The sequence below is a fragment of the Pyruvatibacter sp. HU-CL02332 genome, from assembly GCF_040362765.1.
GTDB lineage: Bacteria > Pseudomonadota > Alphaproteobacteria > CGMCC-115125 > CGMCC-115125 > Pyruvatibacter.
The window spans coordinates 886,594-902,500 of sequence record NZ_BAABWK010000001.1 but is presented as its reverse complement, the minus strand read 5'-3'; the positions used below and the strand labels follow the sequence as shown (position 1 = coordinate 902,500).

Sequence of the window (15,907 nt, the reverse complement as noted above, 5' to 3'; positions counted from 1 at the left end):
GGGTCAGCGACTTAATCTGGCAAGCAAGCTTAAGCCGATAGGTGTAGGCGCAGCGAAAGCAAGTCTTAATAGGGCGAATGAGTTTGTCGGATTAGACCCGAAACCAGGTGATCTAGATATGAGCAGGTTGAAGGTGCAGTAACATGCACTGGAGGACCGAACCCACGTATGTTGAAAAATGCGGGGATGACTTGTGTCTAGGGGTGAAAGGCCAATCAAACCTGGAAATAGCTGGTTCTCCGCGAAATCTATTTAGGTAGAGCGTCGCGATTATACCCTCGGGGGTAGAGCACTGGATGGGCTAGGGGGACTCACCGTCTTACCAAACCTAACCAAACTCCGAATACCGAGGAGTACTGCGCGGCAGACACACTGCGGGTGCTAAGGTCCGTAGTGAAAAGGGAAACAGCCCTGACCGCCAGTTAAGGTCCCTAAGTAATGGCTAAGTGGGAAAGGATGTGGGAGTGCAGTGACAATCAGGAGGTTGGCTTAGAAGCAGCCACCCTTTAAAGAAAGCGTAACAGCTCACTGATCAAGCGCTCCTGCGCCGAAGATGTACCGGGGCTTAAGCCATTCACCGAAACTGCGGGTGTACATTTCTTTCGGGATTTGTACGCGGTAGCGGAGCGTTCCGTAAGTCTGTGAAGGGTGACCCGCGAGGGCACCTGGAGATATCGGAAGTGAGAATGCTGACATGAGTAGCGATAAAGAGGGTGAGAGACCCTCTCGCCGAAAGTCCAAGGGTTCCTGCGTAAAGCTAATCTGCGCAGGGTTAGCCGGCCCCTAAGGCGAGGCAGAAATGCGTAGTCGATGGGAACCAGGTCAATATTCCTGGGCCGGGAGGTGGTGACGAATTCCGTATATGGTTAGTCCTTATTGGATTGGACTAGCTGAGAAGGAGTTCCAGGAAATAGCCCCTCCATAACGACCGTACCCTAAACCGACACAGGTGGACAGGTAGAGTATACTAAGGCGCTTGAGAGAACGATGCTGAAGGAACTCGGCAAATTGCCCTCGTAACTTCGGGAGAAGAGGGCCCTATACTTGGGCAACCAGGTATAGGGGGCACAGACCAGGGGGTAGCGACTGTTTACTAAAAACACAGGGCTCTGCGAAGTCGCAAGACGACGTATAGGGTCTGACGCCTGCCCGGTGCCGGAAGGTTAAGAGGAGAGGTGAGAGCTTTGAATCGAAGCCCCGGTAAACGGCGGCCGTAACTATAACGGTCCTAAGGTAGCGAAATTCCTTGTCGGGTAAGTTCCGACCTGCACGAATGGCGTAACGACTTCCCCACTGTCTCCAGCATCGACTCAGCGAAATTGAATTGCCCGTGAAGATGCGGGCTACCCGCGGTTAGACGGAAAGACCCCGTGCACCTTTACTACAGCTTTACATTGGCATTAGTGACGACATGTGTAGGATAGGTGGTAGACTTTGAAGCCCGGGCGCCAGCTCGAGTGGAGTCACCCTTGAAATACCACCCTTGTCCTTATTGATGTCTAACCACGGCGCTACAACGCCTGGGACAATGTATGGTGGGTAGTTTGACTGGGGCGGTCGCCTCCCAAAGAGTAACGGAGGCGCGCGATGGTGGGCTCAGACCGGTCGGAAATCGGTTGTTGAGTGCAATGGCATAAGCCTGCCTGACTGCGAGGTTGACAAACCGAGCAGAGACGAAAGTCGGTCATAGTGATCCGGTGGTCCCGCGTGGAAGGGCCATCGCTCAACGGATAAAAGGTACGCCGGGGATAACAGGCTGATGACCCCCAAGAGTCCATATCGACGGGGTTGTTTGGCACCTCGATGTCGGCTCATCTCATCCTGGGGCTGGAGCAGGTCCCAAGGGTTTGGCTGTTCGCCAATTAAAGAGGTACGTGAGCTGGGTTTAGAACGTCGTGAGACAGTTCGGTCCCTATCTGCCGTGGGTGTAGGAGAATTGAGAGGATCTGTCCCTAGTACGAGAGGACCGGGATGGACATACCTCTGGTGGACCGGTTGTTGCGCCAGCAGCATAGCCGGGTAGCTATGTATGGTCGGGATAAACGCTGAAAGCATCTAAGCGTGAAACCCACCTCGAAACGAGTTCTCCCTTGAGAGCCGTGGAAGACCACCACGTTGATAGGCTCGGTGTGGAAGCGCGGTAACGCGTGAAGCTAACGAGTACTAATCGCTCGATCGGTTTGATCGTTCTCATTACCCATGCCCGTTACGGCTGACTTAGTCAGCGCGTGACGGCTATTGATACAAATTCCGGTGTATTCATACTCATACTCGCTGTTTTTTGCCGGCTCGGTGATTATTGCGAGGAGCCTAAACCCGATCCCATCCCGAACTCGGCCGTTAAACTCCTCAGCGCCGATGGTACTGCGTCTTAAGGCGTGGGAGAGTAGGTCGTTGCCGGGCCTGCAAAACACAGCGCGTATGATCAAGATCCCTCATTCATGAAACAACTGGCCGTTTTGGCCGTAGAACACACGCTCTCTTCAACATGACGCGGCTCCAAGCCGACTTTGGCCCCGTCAGCCTTCGTTGATGGAGACGCAAGCCGCTTTTGTGGCGCACGCGTATTGGCGCGGGGTGGAGCAGCCCGGTAGCTCGTCAGGCTCATAACCTGAAGGTCGCAGGTTCAAATCCTGCCCCCGCAACCAAAATCAAAAAGCCCTTGATGCTTATCGCATCAGGGGCTTTTTGCTGTTTGGCTCCCCGCCAGCTTTTGGTGAAAAACCTGAGGGTTGTGGTTTGGTAGGTGATCACTGGTTGTCTATCTGGTTGAGAGCATGCAGATATCTGCAGGATGTGTTCCGAGTGTCCCAGCTGTAACCAGCTCCACATTCGCTACGTATTTTTCCGCCAAGCCCTGCACCGTCCGAACCGAATTGATGCTGATCTGTTGAGTTCAGGCGGCCACCATTTGGTTGCGCCGATTCCGAGGGCATACATCCAGTTTGGTGCGAATTCGCGTGGTTCTTTGTCACCCTTGTACTTCGGCTGCCAACACCATCATTTTGTAGGCAGTCTCGTGGGCGGAGTTCTGATTTTGGCCAGTGACAAACCGGCGTTCGTCATCAATGGCTACATGGGTCGCAAAGAAGTCGAGAAATGCGGACCGGCTTTCATACATGGCACCAGCATTTCTGAGTTCTGTTTCAGGGTGCATGGGGGTGATCTTGATTCCCAGTTCTTCAAGCTGCTTATTGGTCACGCCTGCAATACGTCGCCCTGCAATTAGCGGCGCACCCTCTGTGTCGCGCGCGTTGATCAATCCCAAAGCGCCATGACAGACCGACCCAATGATCGGTGTTCGGGCAGCATAAGCATCGCTGATTTTGTTGCCCAGCACCTGAGAGTAACCCAGGTCATAGGCTGCGCCCCACCCGCCAGACATGAAGATGATGTCGTATCCGGCAAAATCGAGATCATCGATGCGTTTTGAATTGGTGACCTTCGCCTGGAGGTCAGGGTCGTCCAGAAAGCGGTTGTCCTCCGGTGTTTTGATCATGAACAAAAGGGTTTGAGGGTCTATGGGGATCTCACCGCCTTTGACGCTGGCAACATCGACCTCCATCCCTGCATCCAGAAACTTGTAGTAGGCGATGGTCAACTCGGATGCCATCACGCCGGTCGGGTTGCCTGTGGTTTCACCAGGTGCATTCAGCACCCCATGGTTCGTGGCGATGACCAGAGCCCGCTTGCCTGAAAGATCAATCGTCTCCCCGGGATAGGTGGGGTGAAGGCCTGCGGTATGGAGTAGCGTTGGCAGTGCTGCCAGGAAGAGACCGACTAAAACAGCCAGGCAACCTACGACTAAACCGAGTTTCTTCATGGTGACATACTCCAGTCAGAAGGGGTGGCAAAAAACCTCCAGACATCTAGACAATTGACATTCTCCATGTCAATTTAAAGTGACACTAGTAATGTCATTTGTTTTGCGGGTGAGGTTGTGCCGAAAATTGGGCGCATGATCGTGCCTGTGATCATCATCGCAGATGATTCATCTCTTCAGGATGGGACAGACGTTCCTGATTGTTTGGAAGAATGAAACCTCGGCAGGCATTTGATTGCGCCAGAGAACTCAGTCTTGCGTGTGGCTACGCATCAGTTTGAACTTTTTGGAAGTGTGGGGAGAATAAGATTTGGAGTTTCGACGAACACCTGATGAGTGTTTTGAAAACCTAGCGGGTTACCCTTTCTTGCCAAACTATGTCGAAGTGTCTGACTTCGAGGGTGGCACCTTGCGCATGAATTATGTGGACGAAGGTCCGCAAGAGGCGCAGCCGGTTGTCATGATTCACGGCAATCCCACATGGTCCTACATGTGGCGCAAACTGATCCCGGTGCTCGCAGAGGCCGGCTATCGCGCCATCGCGATAGACATGATCGGGATGGGGCGCTCTGACAAGCCGACAAAGATGAGCGACTACACCATAGACCGCCATGAAAAGTGGGTTGCGGAAGCGCTTTTTGAGAAACTCCACCTCACCCATGCCCATTTCATTCTGCACGATTGGGGGGGGATGATCGGCCTGCGAGCGATAGCGGATCATCAGGACCGGGTGAGCAGCATCATCATGTCCAACACGGGGATACCTGTGCTCGACCCAAGTGCGCCAATTGAAAAGATGGCACGGCCGGGGGCGGGCATGCTCCGGGCATTTCAACTCTACGTCCGCTACAAAAAGAATTGGCAGCATTGGAAGATGCTTTCAAAAATTGTGAAATCCAATATGCCTGCGCAGGATGTTGCAGGCTTTGCAGCTCCCTATCCGGACAAGACCTATCTGACCGGCAATCGGCAGTTCACACAAATGCTGCCCACGCGGAACGACAACCCAATCCTGATTGAAAATTGGCACGCGCTTGAAAAGCTGAAGGCGTTTGAAAAGCCGTTCCTTAATCTCTTTTCGGACAAAGACCAGATTGCGCCCAAAGGACACAAAACCGTGCGACCTGCTATTCCCGGGGCGCAAGCGATCGAGCCCATCATTTTAAAAGGCGGCAGCCACTTTCTGCTGGAAGACATTCCGGAAGCCTATTCACACGAGGTCATTCGATTTCTTACCTCACAGGACGGAAAAACATTATGACAACGACCGACAAGCTCTCGCTCCAAAACTTGATGCAAGACACGCTCACAGAGGACTCTTTCCTCGTTCGTGGCGCGAAGGGCCTCTACATGGAAGTGACAGATACGAGCACAGGCCAGGTTTGGATGTGCAGCAGTGCGGTGTCACAAGGAGATTATGACGCGTTGGTTGTTGAGGCGCCCCTCGTCAAAAGCGGCGCCGGGGAAGCTTCGATGGATGCGGCTGCCTTTCGGCATTCGCCTGGCGCACCCACGTCTCCTGTGCGCGAGCGTGTCATAGGTGAACACCACTTTATCAATGTCGCCAGGGCGGACAGTGTCACGCCGCCCACCAAACCGAATGGACCCATGGACGTGGTGGTGGATAAGGCTCACACGCTGGGCTTCGAGGAGGGGCGAACGCTGCGGATTCTCACGCTCCCGGATGGTGACTATGTGGAAGTCATCGGGGAACCAGACAATGATGCGAGCCGCGTTCTGCCCGAGGGCGCAGAGCTGAAACATGTTACACTCACTGATCCCTTGATCGTTGAATTGCCAACCCCGACCCGTGCTTTCTTCTGGGGCTTCGGCGGCGGGGAGCTCCGAAGCTTTCAGGGGCCGGTCACTTTGTAAGGGTGCCAAGTAGCTCTCTGTTGCGCCTTGCTTGCCTCGCGCAGAATTTTATTTGGACTTCCTACCAACGCCTGCGACGGGAAAGGCGCGCAGGATGGATAGCGCCAAATTTTGGATTGATCGAACAAACTTTCGCAAGATGAAGACTATGATCGGGCATTCTGCGCCCCTGGCCGATGGTGTTGCGGATGGTGTTATTGTCGTGCGGATAGGGGAGGAGCATTAGCGGCCAAGGAATGTCCCTTCGATCCTCCAAGTGATTTCAGACTCTAAGGCGTGAAGCGAGCAATGACCGTGTTAGACAAGCCTGAGCTGAGCAAGACTCACATCTGCTCGATTTTGCTTCTGGACGTGCTTTTGGCGGTCGCGCTGCTGTGGCGCGACTATAGCGATCCAGCACAGATGCTTGTGGGTCACTACGCGACGATCCCGATCTTCTCTGATCTCGTGGTGATGATTTTGGTTCGCCGCCAACTCATCTGGTACAACCTTTTTCGGCTCACAGGCGGCATTACATTTTTCATTCTGATCGCTGCATTGTGGGCGCAGGGGCTCAATGGAGACTCCTTGCCACTTACAGCAATACAGTTGTTGTTGATCAGTGCACGAATTTTACATGCGGGATTTCTGTGGCAGCGCTTTGGCCCGACGCGGGATGCCATCTTCTCTATGCCACGAACCTTTGTGCGTTCGTATCAAGGTGGATCGTTCTCCGAACGACTGGCTTGCTACTACCTCGTGATGGCGGGCGTCATGCTCTGCTTTCCGCAGGTAGCGTACTGGACCCATTCGAACATGGGGTATGTTGGCCTGGACGCCATTCTTGTCGGCTTTCAGGGGCAGCAAGGCATCAATTTTGCCCTCAAACTGCTGGTGATAGAGCTTCTGGTGCGTGATCATCGAGTGCGCTTTTACATGCGCTTGGCCATCGCAGTAATGTTGGTGCCGCAGTATTTTGTGATGTGGCCAATGATTTCTACGGCGCCGGTGCCCTTTGTGCATATTGGATTTGAGCTGTTCTCCGTTGCATTGGTGTGGGCCGCCTATTTGGATTTGAATGGGTCCAAGCGCCAGAGGCCCAACTCAGCTACTGCTCTGAAATCAGGACGAGACACCTAGGCGGCTTGTCCTGCGCGGCAATAGCCGATAGGTCGTGGCATCGAAAATTTCCAAAGGACGAGTGATGCAGTTTGATGACGTAATCATGGGCCGCCGGAGTATCCGCGGCTACAAGCCCGATCCTGTTCCAAAAGCGTTGATTGAAGAAGTTCTGGCTCTGGCCATGCGGGCGCCATCTTCCATGAACACGCAGCCCTGGAGCTTCTACGTTCTGTCAGGTGAGCCGCTCGACCGCATTCGTGCAGGCAACACGGAGCGCAATCTGGCGGGCGTGCCGCACTCGCGTGAATTCCGTATCGGGCAGCCGTTTGAAGGTAAGCACCGGGATCGTCAGGTCGGCGTGGCCAAGCAATTGTTTGCTGCCATGGGGATCGCCCGCGAAGACAAAGAAGGGCGCCAGGATTGGGTGCTGCGCGGCTTTCGTCAGTTCGATGCGCCTGTCTGTGTGATCGTCACCTATGACCGCAACCTTGCCGAGAGCGATGACACGCCATTCGACTGTGGCGCCGTGACGACGGCACTGGTCAATGCTGCTTGGTCTCGTGGACTTGGTGCCGTCATCAACAGTCAGGGCATCATGCAGTCGCCTGTGGTGCGCGAGCATGCCGGCATTGCGGATGATCAGGTCATCATGAAGGCCGTGGCGCTCGGCTGGCCGGATGAAACTTTTCCAGCCAATGCAGTTGTCTCGGAACGCAAGAGTGTTGATGAGGCCGCTGTGTTTTTGGGTTTCGACGATTAGCATGCCACTTCGGGTATGCCCGACAAACCCAAAGATCAGAAAGCCCGCCTGGCACCCGCCGGCGGGCTTTTTTTAAGGTGTTTTGTGGCGGAGTGGTTTGCCTTGCATTGACCTGTCTGGCTTCTGTGCGGCAAGGTTTAGACAGGTTGTGGTGGTGTTGATTTGGGGGCGGATGATGTTGGCCAAGATAAGTGCGGCTGTATTTCTGGCTGGTGCGGCGCTTGTGTTGAGCGGGTGCTCACCAGAGGCCAAAGCAGGACTGCGGTCTTGGGCGTTCACGCCAACCACTTATCAGGAGCGTACCTGGCTTTATCTGGCCGCTGATGGTCCTTCCACCGGGTATGACGACAAGCAGATTGATGAAACGACTTTCGTCGTAAACTCGGTGGTGAGTGAAGTGACCACCGTGCAGCAGGCGCAGGACCTGGCGTTGGTGCACGCTGCAAAGCTGGGAGAGTCCCGCAACTTCAGCCACTTCATTGTTGACCGTGCCCGCGCGCAAATGCGGTGCACGATGCATTACGGTAATCCGATCGTGGAGCTGACGGTGAAGTACGGGTCGGAGAGTGATTTCGCTGATGCGGCCAAGCGATATGTCATCGCTGATGTGATCGCAGACCTCATGCCGAAGGTGCGAAATCCAGACGCCAGCACAACCGCGAAGGAGACCGCATACATCGCGAATATGCGGCTGTGCAGATCAGGAGGCCAGGTGCCTTTGACCTGATCGGTTGACCTGCGTCGGCCTGGTGACGTTGCAGGGATGCGTGGGGCACCTGAAACCGCCGAGACTGGCGGAATAAGGGCTGCAAGCGAGCCGGTCTGCGCTCTGTAACCCAATCGCATGCCTGCCTCCCCCTTATGGGCCGTGTACCGATGGTCAAATCGGTTATTGTGCAGTGCAATAGAGGTGCGTTCCGGTCATCTGACTGGCGCACCCTTTTCTTTTTCGTGTCCTGAAGCGGAGTTCTCGCTTGTCTCAGTTTTCTCTGCCGCGGCTCAAGCATGAGTGGCTCGGCAATATTCGTGGTGATGTGCTGTCGGGCCTTGTTGTGGCACTGGCGCTGATCCCTGAAGCCATTGCGTTTTCCATCATTGCCGGTGTTGATCCCAAGGTCGGGCTCTATGCGTCATTTTCGATTGCGGTGATTACGGCGATTGTTGGTGGTCGACCGGGCATGATCTCCGCCGCAACGGCAGCGACCGCTGTGCTGATGGTTACTCTGGTGCGAGATCACGGGCTTGAGTATCTGCTGGCTGCGACGGTGCTTGCGGGGCTGATGCAGATTGCGGCGGGCTTCCTGCGGCTTGGGCAGGTTATGCGGTTTGTGTCGCAGTCGGTCATGACCGGCTTTGTAAACGCGCTGGCGATCCTGATTTTCATGGCGCAGCTGCCGGAGCTGATCGGTGTGCCCTGGCTCACCTATGTGATGGTCGCCGGTGGCCTTGCCATCATCTACCTGTTTCCGCGCATCACGACGGCCGTACCGTCGCCCCTGGTGTGCATCATCGTGCTGACGGCCCTGACGCTCTATTTCGGTTTTGATTTGCGCAATGTGGGCGACATGGGCGAGTTGCCATCGACGCTACCCATCTTCCTGCTGCCGGATATTCCGCTGACATGGGAAACGCTGGAAATCATTCTGCCGTACTCCGCTGCTGTGGCTGCGGTCGGGCTGCTTGAATCCCTCATGACCGCCTCGATTGTTGATGACCTGACGGACACCAAGAGTGACCGCAATCAGGAATGCATTGGGCAGGGTGTTGCCAACACTGCGACAGGATTTATTGGTGGCATGGCCGGGTGCGCGATGATTGGTCAGTCGATGATCAATGTGAAATCCGGTGGTCGCGGGCGATTGTCCACGTTCTGTGCTGGCATCTTTTTGTTGTTCCTCATCGTTGTGCTGGGTGACTGGGTGAAGCAGATCCCCATGGCAGCGCTTGTTGCGATCATGATCATGGTGTCCATCGGGACGTTCAGCTGGTCATCCATCAAGAATTTGCGCCACCACCCGCGCAGCTCATCCATTGTGATGCTGGCAACCGTGGTGACAGTGGTTGCCACCCATAACCTTGCCATTGGTGTTCTGGTCGGTGTGCTGCTGTCCGGCATCTTCTTTGCGGGCAAGATCGCGCAGATCTTCCGCGTCTCCTCTCACGTCAATGATGCAGGCACCGCGCGCACCTATGTGGTGGAGGGGCAGGTGTTCTTTGCCTCTGTCGAGGACTTTCTGGCAGCCTTTGATTTCAAAGAAGCGCTGGAACATGTCACCATTGATGTGTCGCGGGCGCATATCTGGGATATCTCCAGCGTCACAGCGCTCGACTCGGTGGTGCTCAAGTTCCGCCGAGAAGGGGCTGAGGTTGAGTTGATTGGCATGAACAAAGCCAGCGAGACGATTGTGGATGAACTGAGCATCAAGGACGAACCAGGTGCTCTAGAAAAAGTAATGGGCCACTAGCCATGTTGAAGACGATCGCTCTTATTGACGGCTCCGTCTACGCGCACAGTGTGTGTGATGCCGCCGCGTGGGTTTCCAAGCGGGCTGGTGCCAGCGTTGAGCTGCTGCATGTGCTTGGCCGCCGCGAAGGAGCGGCCGACAAGGCTGACTTCAGCGGCAATATCGGACTTGGTGCACGCACGGCCCTGCTGGAAGAGTTGGCCGAGCTTGATGCGCAAAAGGCCAAGCTCACACAAAAGCGTGGGCGGGCCCTGCTTGAAGACGCAAAGGATCATGTCGTGCAAGCGGGGGTGTCTGACGTCACGACATCGCTGCGCTATGGCGACATCGCAGAGACCGTTCAGGAACTTGAACTCGATGCGCATATGATCGTGGTCGGCAAGCGTGGCGAGGCTGCTGATTTTGCCAAGCTGCATCTTGGCTCAAATCTTGAGCGTGTGGTTCGGTCAACCCAGCGCCCCGTGCTCGTGGCTTCGCGGAAATTTGAGCCTGCTTCAAAGTTGCTGATTGCCTTTGATGGCGGGGAGAGTGTGGGCAAGGCGATTGACCACATGATCCGCAGCCAGATCTTCTCCGGCATCGCCTGCCATCTGTTGATGGTTGGTCAGGAAACAGCAGCATCGCGCACTCAGATTGAAGAGGCGGCAACGCAGCTGCGTGAAGCTGGATATGAGACGAGCTGTGATATCAAGCCCGGGCAATCTGAGAAGGTGATTGCGGCGGAAGTTGAGACCGGTGGATATGGTCTGCTGGTGATGGGTGCCTATGGGCACTCACGCATTCGCAACCTCATCATCGGATCCACAACAACCGAGATGATCCGGTCTTGCATGATCCCGGTGTTGCTCTACCGGTAAGTGTTTAGTCGCGCTGGCCGCGCCAGCGGTCGATGACGGCATCCACGAATTCGGCGCTGCCGCGATCTTCCTTCCAGCCTTCTGAGAAGGAGGCCCCATTCGAGCGAGGTGCAAATCCATCGGGCAGCCGGTCGAACCGAATGCGCATTGGCAGAGGCACACCTTCGCCAATGGCTATTGCTTCCCCATTGCCCATGGATGGCAGGAACTCGAGCAGACTGACGGCGGCGTCCGACACAGCGGCCTGCACAATTTCCTGGTCGTTCTGGTTTGTCAGGCGCATGGCGAAAATGGTGCTGGTCTGGGACAGGATCGTTGGATCAATCTCTGATGGACGCTGGGTAACCACGCACAGGCTTACACCGTATTTGCGGCCTTCCTTGGCAATCTTGGAGATGGCGCGCTTCGTGGGTTCAAAGCCAAGGGCTGCGTTGCGTGGCACATACCTATGTGCTTCCTCGCAGACGATGGTGATGGGCACCTGTCGGTCGCTCCACATCGCCAGGTCAAAGGCCATACGGCAGACCACAGAGACAACCACGTTGAGAATTTCAGCTGGTACGCCTGAAAGGTCCATCACGGTGATGGGGCGGCCGTCAACGGGCACACGGAAGATACGCCCGATCACATCACGCATGATGTCCCGCACGGTCAGGCCGCCGAACATGAAGGCGTAACGCCCGTCAACGGTCAGCGCTTCGATACGTGCCTTAAGTCGCTTATACGGGACGAGGCTCTCTGGCTTGTCGAGTTTGCCCATCATGGTGTCCAGCATCTGGATCAAATCCGAGATGCGATATGGCACGGGGGTGTCCACGGTGATTGTGTTGCCGCTGCCACTTGGCGTCTTGCGGACGAGTGAGGATGCTTCCCCTGCACCGGCACGGTAGTTCTGTTTTGCGATCGGAATGATTTCGCGCAACACTTCCATTTCGACCCGTCGTCCGGTTTCACCACCCAGGAGTACTTCGACAAGCTCATCGAAGTTCAACAACCAGTAGGGGAGCTGAAGCGACTCTGGTCCGATGACTTCTGCCTGGTCGCCGAAGGCTGGTGCGTATTCATTGTGTGGATCAAGAACCACTATGTGAGCGTTCTTATGCTCCTGCATCATGCCTCGCAGAATGAGCGAGACGGCGCATGATTTACCGGTTCCAGTTGTGCCAACAACCGCGAAGTGTTTTGCGAGCAGGTCATCTGGAATGATGTGCGCAGGAATGTTTTCGTCCTGCTGGATCGATCCAATGCGTACGATACCTGAGGCGTCGCTGCTGAAGATGATGCTTAGATCTTCGCTGGCGGCCAGATGGACTTCAGACCCAAGTGTTGGAAATGCGGACACACCGCGCCGGAATGCACGGTTCGGAGTGCCGTCGCGGGCGGTAACGATCTCACCAACCATCTCGATTTCGAGAATCTTGAGCTCGTGCTCATCAGCGCTGCTGGCAGGCACTGGAATGCTGAGGCCTGACACAATGCCGATGACCAATCCTTCGCGGCTGATGATCTTGACGAGTGACCCCATGGACGGCGTGCCACCGGTCGGCCTTCCATTGTCATCGCTATCGAGCACGACCACAGCCTGTGAGCCTGAAACCGAGACGATGCGCCCAATGGCAAAGCCGGCGGTCGCCGCCAAGCGTGGCTTGTTCGTATCAAAGCTGCTGAGTGTGTTTATCTCTACCATGGACCCGTTGCTCCCTTAGTCAACGGCGGCTGAAAGTGATGCCGGTTCGGTTTTGCGGATGCGATGTATTGGAAACCGGATGAGCGCTGTGGTGCCTGTCCCCGGTGTGCTGGATATGCTGAAATTTGCGTCGTGAAGCTCAGCAAAAGCTTTTGCGAGCGGCAGGCCAAGGCCTGTGCCTTCTTGTTGGCGCGCCAATGTGCCGTCCACCTGACGGAATGGCTCCATTGCTGTGGCCAACTGACCTGGTGTCATGCCAACACCTGTGTCAGCCACAAATAGGGCTATACCCAGCCCGGCTTTGCGCGCGCCGAGGGTTACCTTGCCACCTGGTTCGGTAAACTTGATAGCATTGCCGGCAAGATTGATGAGGGTCTGTTTTAGACGGCGTTCGTCAGCTTCGAGGTTTTGCAGGCCGTCTTCGATGTCGATGCTCAGTGTCAGCTTTGCCTGTTCGGCCCGCTCCGCGAGCATGTTTTGAACGCCTGCAAACAGATCTGTCGCGGAAACTTCCTGGAAATCTAGTTCCAGACGCCCGCTTTCGATGCGCGACATATCAAGAATATCGTTCACGACGTGGAGCAGATGTGTGCTCGCCTCGTGGATGTCGCCGGCGTAACTCTGGTACCGCTCCCAGCTTTGCGCGTCGGAGCCAAAGCGGCCTTGATGGATAATTTCTGAAAAGCCGAGAATGGCATTGAGCGGCGTGCGCAGTTCATGGCTCATATTGGCCAGAAACTCGCTTTTCGCGCGGCTTGCGGTCTCGGCTTCCTTGGAGGAGGCGACGAGCGCTAACTCCGAGCGACGGCGGTCAATCTGTGCCCCCAGCGTCGAGGAATAGTTCGACAGCAGCGACCTTGAGCCTGAACTTTTGTCTGTGTTTCGCAGCATGAAATGGACCAGAAAACCCTCAATCAGTTTAATGGTAGTAAGTAAGTCCTAATGAACGCATAAGGCTAAAGCCCTTGTTTTCAGTGAGAATTAGGGCGGTTGAGTCCCGTAATGCCACACCCTAGTTTGAACCGTTGTTCATAAATAGAGCTGAGTTTCTGGATCCGTATGCCCCGTAACTATTCTTCTGCAAGGTCAGCCTCAGCGCCTCCGATCGACCGGACCCTGAAAATCTGGCCGGATGGCTGGCGTGTCACGACCGCTGTGATGGTCATGGCCGGCGTCTATGTGTTGGCACATATGCTCGTCCGCCTGCCGTTCTCCGACGTGATTGCGGTCGATTGGGTGGGGGAAACTCTCTACGCGCAGACGCTTGATTGGGGGCAGACGCCGAAATATCCACCACTTCCTGCCTGGGCCTTGTGGGTGGTGCACCAAATCACGGGGCCGGGCGCACTCAGCACACTGATTGTTAAATACGCGGCATTGTGGGGTGCTCTGGTTGCATACTTCTTTGCTGCGCGCCGTGTGCTCGCCCACGATGGCTGGGCCGTTTTGGCTACCTTGTCCGTCCTGTTGTTGTTTCAGGTCGCATGGAACGCCCATGAGGGTGTCACGCACACCATCTTCTTGACGTTGGCTGCACCATTGACGCTGCTCACGGTTCTGCGGGCGACGGCTTCTTCTTCTTCTGTTGGGCGTGTATGGGCGTATGCGGGAATTGGCGTGGTGGTCGCCATCGGTGCCCTGTCCAAGCAGGCCTATTTTGCTGGTCTGGCTGCCTTGATGTTCGCGATGCTGATGCAGCCGGGGTACCGGCGGGTGTTGTTCAGTTGGTACTCCCTGATTGCCATTGCTGTGGTCGCGCTTCTGGCGGGCCCGCACTATGTGTGGGCGTTATCGAGCGGGTTTGATTTTGGGGGCGCAGCAAGTGCAACGCTCGCGCGGCCGGGCAGTGAGGGTGTTGCTGCACAGGTTCTATCTGGCTTGTGGTCCAGCATACGGGCGCCTTTGTTGTTTTTATCGCCGCTGATCCCCTTGATGCTGATTATCGTTCCACGCAGCTTTGCACCTGCCACCATCGCCCATCCAGGTACACACGGCACAACCGGTGCTGACCCTGTTCGGTTGGTGCGCGATACACTGCTGTTTGGGATCGCTGTCCTGATCGTCCCCGTACTTGTGGCGGGCGTCGCGCACTATGGAGAACGCTGGATGCATCCCCTGATGCTGCTGGCACCGATCTACCTGGTTGCGGCCATGCGGGCTGCCCGACCCAGTCGTCGGCAGATCAGGGCTTTGATGTGGGTGATACTCGGGCTCACGCTGCTTGCCCTTGGATGGCGTCTTGCGGGTTTTGTGTATCCCTCTCAAGTCACCTGCGGGAAGTGTCGCCTTGAAGTTCCGTATACAGATCTTGCTGATAAAGTGCGGGACTTGGGTTTTTCCGGCGGTACCCTTTTGGCTGGGGATGAGCATATCGCAGGCAATTTGCGGACGCATTTCCCAATGGCTCGCGTGGTTGCTCTCAATTACGGTTATTACGATCCGCCAATACGCGACGCTGGCTCATCTGATCCCGGGCAGTGCCTCATCGTGTGGCGGGGTGGGGAAAGAGACGCGACCGTCGTGGTTCCTGCGTCAGCGCTTAGCTATGCGGAACTGACGGGTTTGCCGGATGACGCAAGCGTTGAAGCCTATCGGCTCCCGCATGGCCATGCCTTCCGGCCGGACGACTACAAGACATCCCAGTTTGCCGCAGTGTTGATGCCCGGCTCAGGACGCTGCCGTTAGGCCTGCTTTTTGGAGGCAGGCTGATGCTCGGTTGCCTCGGCGCCGGGGCCGGGGACAGCCTGCATGTCTTTGGCCTGGATGGGCTCACCGCAATCGGGACATGTCAGTTGTGGCGTGACGAAGCCACCACATGGCTTGTGGCGCGTTACGACGGGTGGTCCTGCGTCTCCTGCCATGTGCTTGTCGCCCCAGTTGGTGAGCGTGATGATGATGGGATAGAGATCCCGGCCTTTTGGTGTGAGGCGATACTCAAACCGTGCTGGACGCTCTTCGTAGCGGACCCTGTCGAGCACCCCTTCTTCCACCAGCTTCTTTAGTCGTTGAGACAGAACCGGGCGTGCAATGCCCAGGCGCTTTTCAAAATCCTCAAAGCGGCGGATGCCAAGGAAAAGATCGCGCAGCACCAGCATGGTCCATCTGTCGCCAATGACGGACATGGTCCGGGCAACGGAACAGGAGACTTTTGGTAGGTCGTTCCAGCGCATTTTTGTTGGCTCCAGCAAGTGGGCAAAAGGATCCGGGTGGGAGCAATGACTTGCAGCATTTCACACCCTGATTTGCATAATTCTACCTTGACGCGTTTTGTTTTTGAACCCACCTTCCAGCCATCGTTTTGGCCGGTTTCCGGCCTTTTTTGGATGAGGCGCGGGCGTA

12 protein-coding genes, 1 tRNA gene and 2 rRNA genes (1 of these 15 cut by a window edge) are annotated in these 15,907 nt (G+C 55.8%); 11 read left to right on the top strand and 4 right to left on the bottom strand.

Annotation, left to right across the window (positions count from 1 at the left end; all coding sequences use genetic code 11):
- From ABXH05_RS04190 to ABXH05_RS04180, 3 genes are all read left to right on the top strand, one after another.
- A 23S ribosomal RNA gene (locus tag ABXH05_RS04190) occupies window positions 1-2,188 on the top strand (it extends 550 nt beyond the left edge of the window).
- Between the two features lie 100 nt (window positions 2,189-2,288).
- Window positions 2,289-2,403, top strand: a 5S ribosomal RNA gene (gene rrf, locus ABXH05_RS04185).
- Window positions 2,404-2,571: 168 nt separating this feature from the next.
- Window positions 2,572-2,648 (top strand) — tRNA-Met (locus tag ABXH05_RS04180).
- Between the two features lie 323 nt (window positions 2,649-2,971).
- On the opposite strand, the gene ABXH05_RS04175 is transcribed toward ABXH05_RS04180, so the two are convergent.
- Window positions 2,972-3,823, bottom strand: a complete 852-nt coding sequence (locus ABXH05_RS04175; protein ID WP_353559914.1) for a type 1 glutamine amidotransferase domain-containing protein — start codon at window positions 3,821-3,823, stop codon at window positions 2,972-2,974.
- Window positions 3,824-4,133: 310 nt separating this feature from the next.
- On the opposite strand from ABXH05_RS04175, the gene ABXH05_RS04170 reads away from it, so the two are divergent.
- The 7 genes from ABXH05_RS04170 to ABXH05_RS04140 all read left to right on the top strand — a co-directional run bounded on the left by ABXH05_RS04170 (window position 4,134) and on the right by ABXH05_RS04140 (window position 10,881).
- On the top strand, window positions 4,134-5,084 hold the full coding sequence (locus ABXH05_RS04170) for a haloalkane dehalogenase (RefSeq protein WP_353559913.1): 951 nt from the start codon (window positions 4,134-4,136) through the stop codon (window positions 5,082-5,084).
- On the top strand, window positions 5,081-5,698 hold the full coding sequence (locus tag ABXH05_RS04165) for a hypothetical protein (RefSeq protein ID WP_353559912.1): 618 nt from the start codon (window positions 5,081-5,083) through the stop codon (window positions 5,696-5,698). Before ABXH05_RS04170 ends, ABXH05_RS04165 begins: the two co-directional genes overlap by 4 nt.
- A gap of 288 nt (window positions 5,699-5,986) precedes the next feature.
- Entirely contained in the window at window positions 5,987-6,817 is an 831-nt protein-coding gene (locus tag ABXH05_RS04160; protein WP_353559911.1) for a hypothetical protein, read from the top strand.
- Between the two features lie 64 nt (window positions 6,818-6,881).
- Complete coding sequence (locus tag ABXH05_RS04155; protein WP_353560977.1) at window positions 6,882-7,559, top strand: nitroreductase; 678 nt, start codon at window positions 6,882-6,884, stop codon at window positions 7,557-7,559.
- Between the two features lie 175 nt (window positions 7,560-7,734).
- Window positions 7,735-8,286 carry a hypothetical protein gene (locus ABXH05_RS04150; protein WP_353559910.1) on the top strand — a complete coding sequence of 184 codons (552 nt, stop codon included), beginning with the start codon at window positions 7,735-7,737 and terminating at the stop codon, window positions 8,284-8,286.
- 262 nt (window positions 8,287-8,548) lie between these two features.
- Window positions 8,549-10,024: a SulP family inorganic anion transporter gene (locus tag ABXH05_RS04145; RefSeq protein ID WP_461496277.1), complete on the top strand. Its 1,476-nt coding sequence runs from the start codon at window positions 8,549-8,551 to the stop codon at window positions 10,022-10,024.
- A 2-nt stretch (window positions 10,025-10,026) separates the two neighbouring features.
- Window positions 10,027-10,881, top strand: a complete 855-nt coding sequence (locus ABXH05_RS04140; RefSeq protein ID WP_353559908.1) for a universal stress protein — start codon at window positions 10,027-10,029, stop codon at window positions 10,879-10,881.
- 4 nt (window positions 10,882-10,885) lie between these two features.
- Here the strand turns inward: ABXH05_RS04140 and ABXH05_RS04135 are convergent, their stop codons facing one another.
- Both ABXH05_RS04135 and ABXH05_RS04130 read right to left on the bottom strand, forming a co-directional pair.
- Window positions 10,886-12,568, bottom strand: coding sequence for an ATP-binding protein (locus ABXH05_RS04135; RefSeq protein WP_353559907.1), 1,683 nt, complete (start codon window positions 12,566-12,568; stop codon window positions 10,886-10,888).
- 15 nt (window positions 12,569-12,583) lie between these two features.
- The gene (locus ABXH05_RS04130; protein WP_353559906.1) at window positions 12,584-13,459 is read right to left on the bottom strand and encodes a sensor histidine kinase; all 876 of its coding nucleotides are present in this window, start codon (window positions 13,457-13,459) and stop codon (window positions 12,584-12,586) included.
- A gap of 168 nt (window positions 13,460-13,627) precedes the next feature.
- On the opposite strand from ABXH05_RS04130, the gene ABXH05_RS04125 reads away from it, so the two are divergent.
- Window positions 13,628-15,253, top strand: coding sequence for an ArnT family glycosyltransferase (locus ABXH05_RS04125; RefSeq protein ID WP_353559905.1), 1,626 nt, complete (start codon window positions 13,628-13,630; stop codon window positions 15,251-15,253).
- Here the strand turns inward: ABXH05_RS04125 and ABXH05_RS04120 are convergent.
- Window positions 15,250-15,738 carry a winged helix-turn-helix transcriptional regulator gene (locus ABXH05_RS04120; protein WP_353559904.1) on the bottom strand — a complete coding sequence of 163 codons (489 nt, stop codon included), beginning with the start codon at window positions 15,736-15,738 and terminating at the stop codon, window positions 15,250-15,252. The two genes, ABXH05_RS04125 and ABXH05_RS04120, sit on opposite strands and share 4 nt — an antisense overlap.
- Between the last annotated feature and the right edge of the window lie 169 nt (window positions 15,739-15,907).

Excerpts from the sequence above, each read along its gene's own strand:
- ABXH05_RS04135 (WP_353559907.1), bottom strand. The coding sequence starts at position 12,568 with ATGGTAGAGATAAACACACTCAGCAGCTTTGATACGAACAAGCCACGC.
- ABXH05_RS04160 (WP_353559911.1), top strand. The coding sequence starts at position 5,987 with ATGACCGTGTTAGACAAGCCTGAGCTGAGCAAGACTCACATCTGCTCG.
- ABXH05_RS04130 (WP_353559906.1), bottom strand. The coding sequence starts at position 13,459 with ATGCTGCGAAACACAGACAAAAGTTCAGGCTCAAGGTCGCTGCTGTCG.
- ABXH05_RS04125 (WP_353559905.1), top strand. The coding sequence starts at position 13,628 with ATGCCCCGTAACTATTCTTCTGCAAGGTCAGCCTCAGCGCCTCCGATC.
- ABXH05_RS04140 (WP_353559908.1), top strand. The coding sequence starts at position 10,027 with ATGTTGAAGACGATCGCTCTTATTGACGGCTCCGTCTACGCGCACAGT.
- ABXH05_RS04120 (WP_353559904.1), bottom strand. The coding sequence starts at position 15,738 with ATGCGCTGGAACGACCTACCAAAAGTCTCCTGTTCCGTTGCCCGGACC.
- ABXH05_RS04150 (WP_353559910.1), top strand. The coding sequence starts at position 7,735 with ATGTTGGCCAAGATAAGTGCGGCTGTATTTCTGGCTGGTGCGGCGCTT.
- ABXH05_RS04175 (WP_353559914.1), bottom strand. The coding sequence starts at position 3,823 with ATGAAGAAACTCGGTTTAGTCGTAGGTTGCCTGGCTGTTTTAGTCGGT.
- ABXH05_RS04155 (WP_353560977.1), top strand. The coding sequence starts at position 6,882 with ATGCAGTTTGATGACGTAATCATGGGCCGCCGGAGTATCCGCGGCTAC.
- ABXH05_RS04165 (WP_353559912.1), top strand. The coding sequence starts at position 5,081 with ATGACAACGACCGACAAGCTCTCGCTCCAAAACTTGATGCAAGACACG.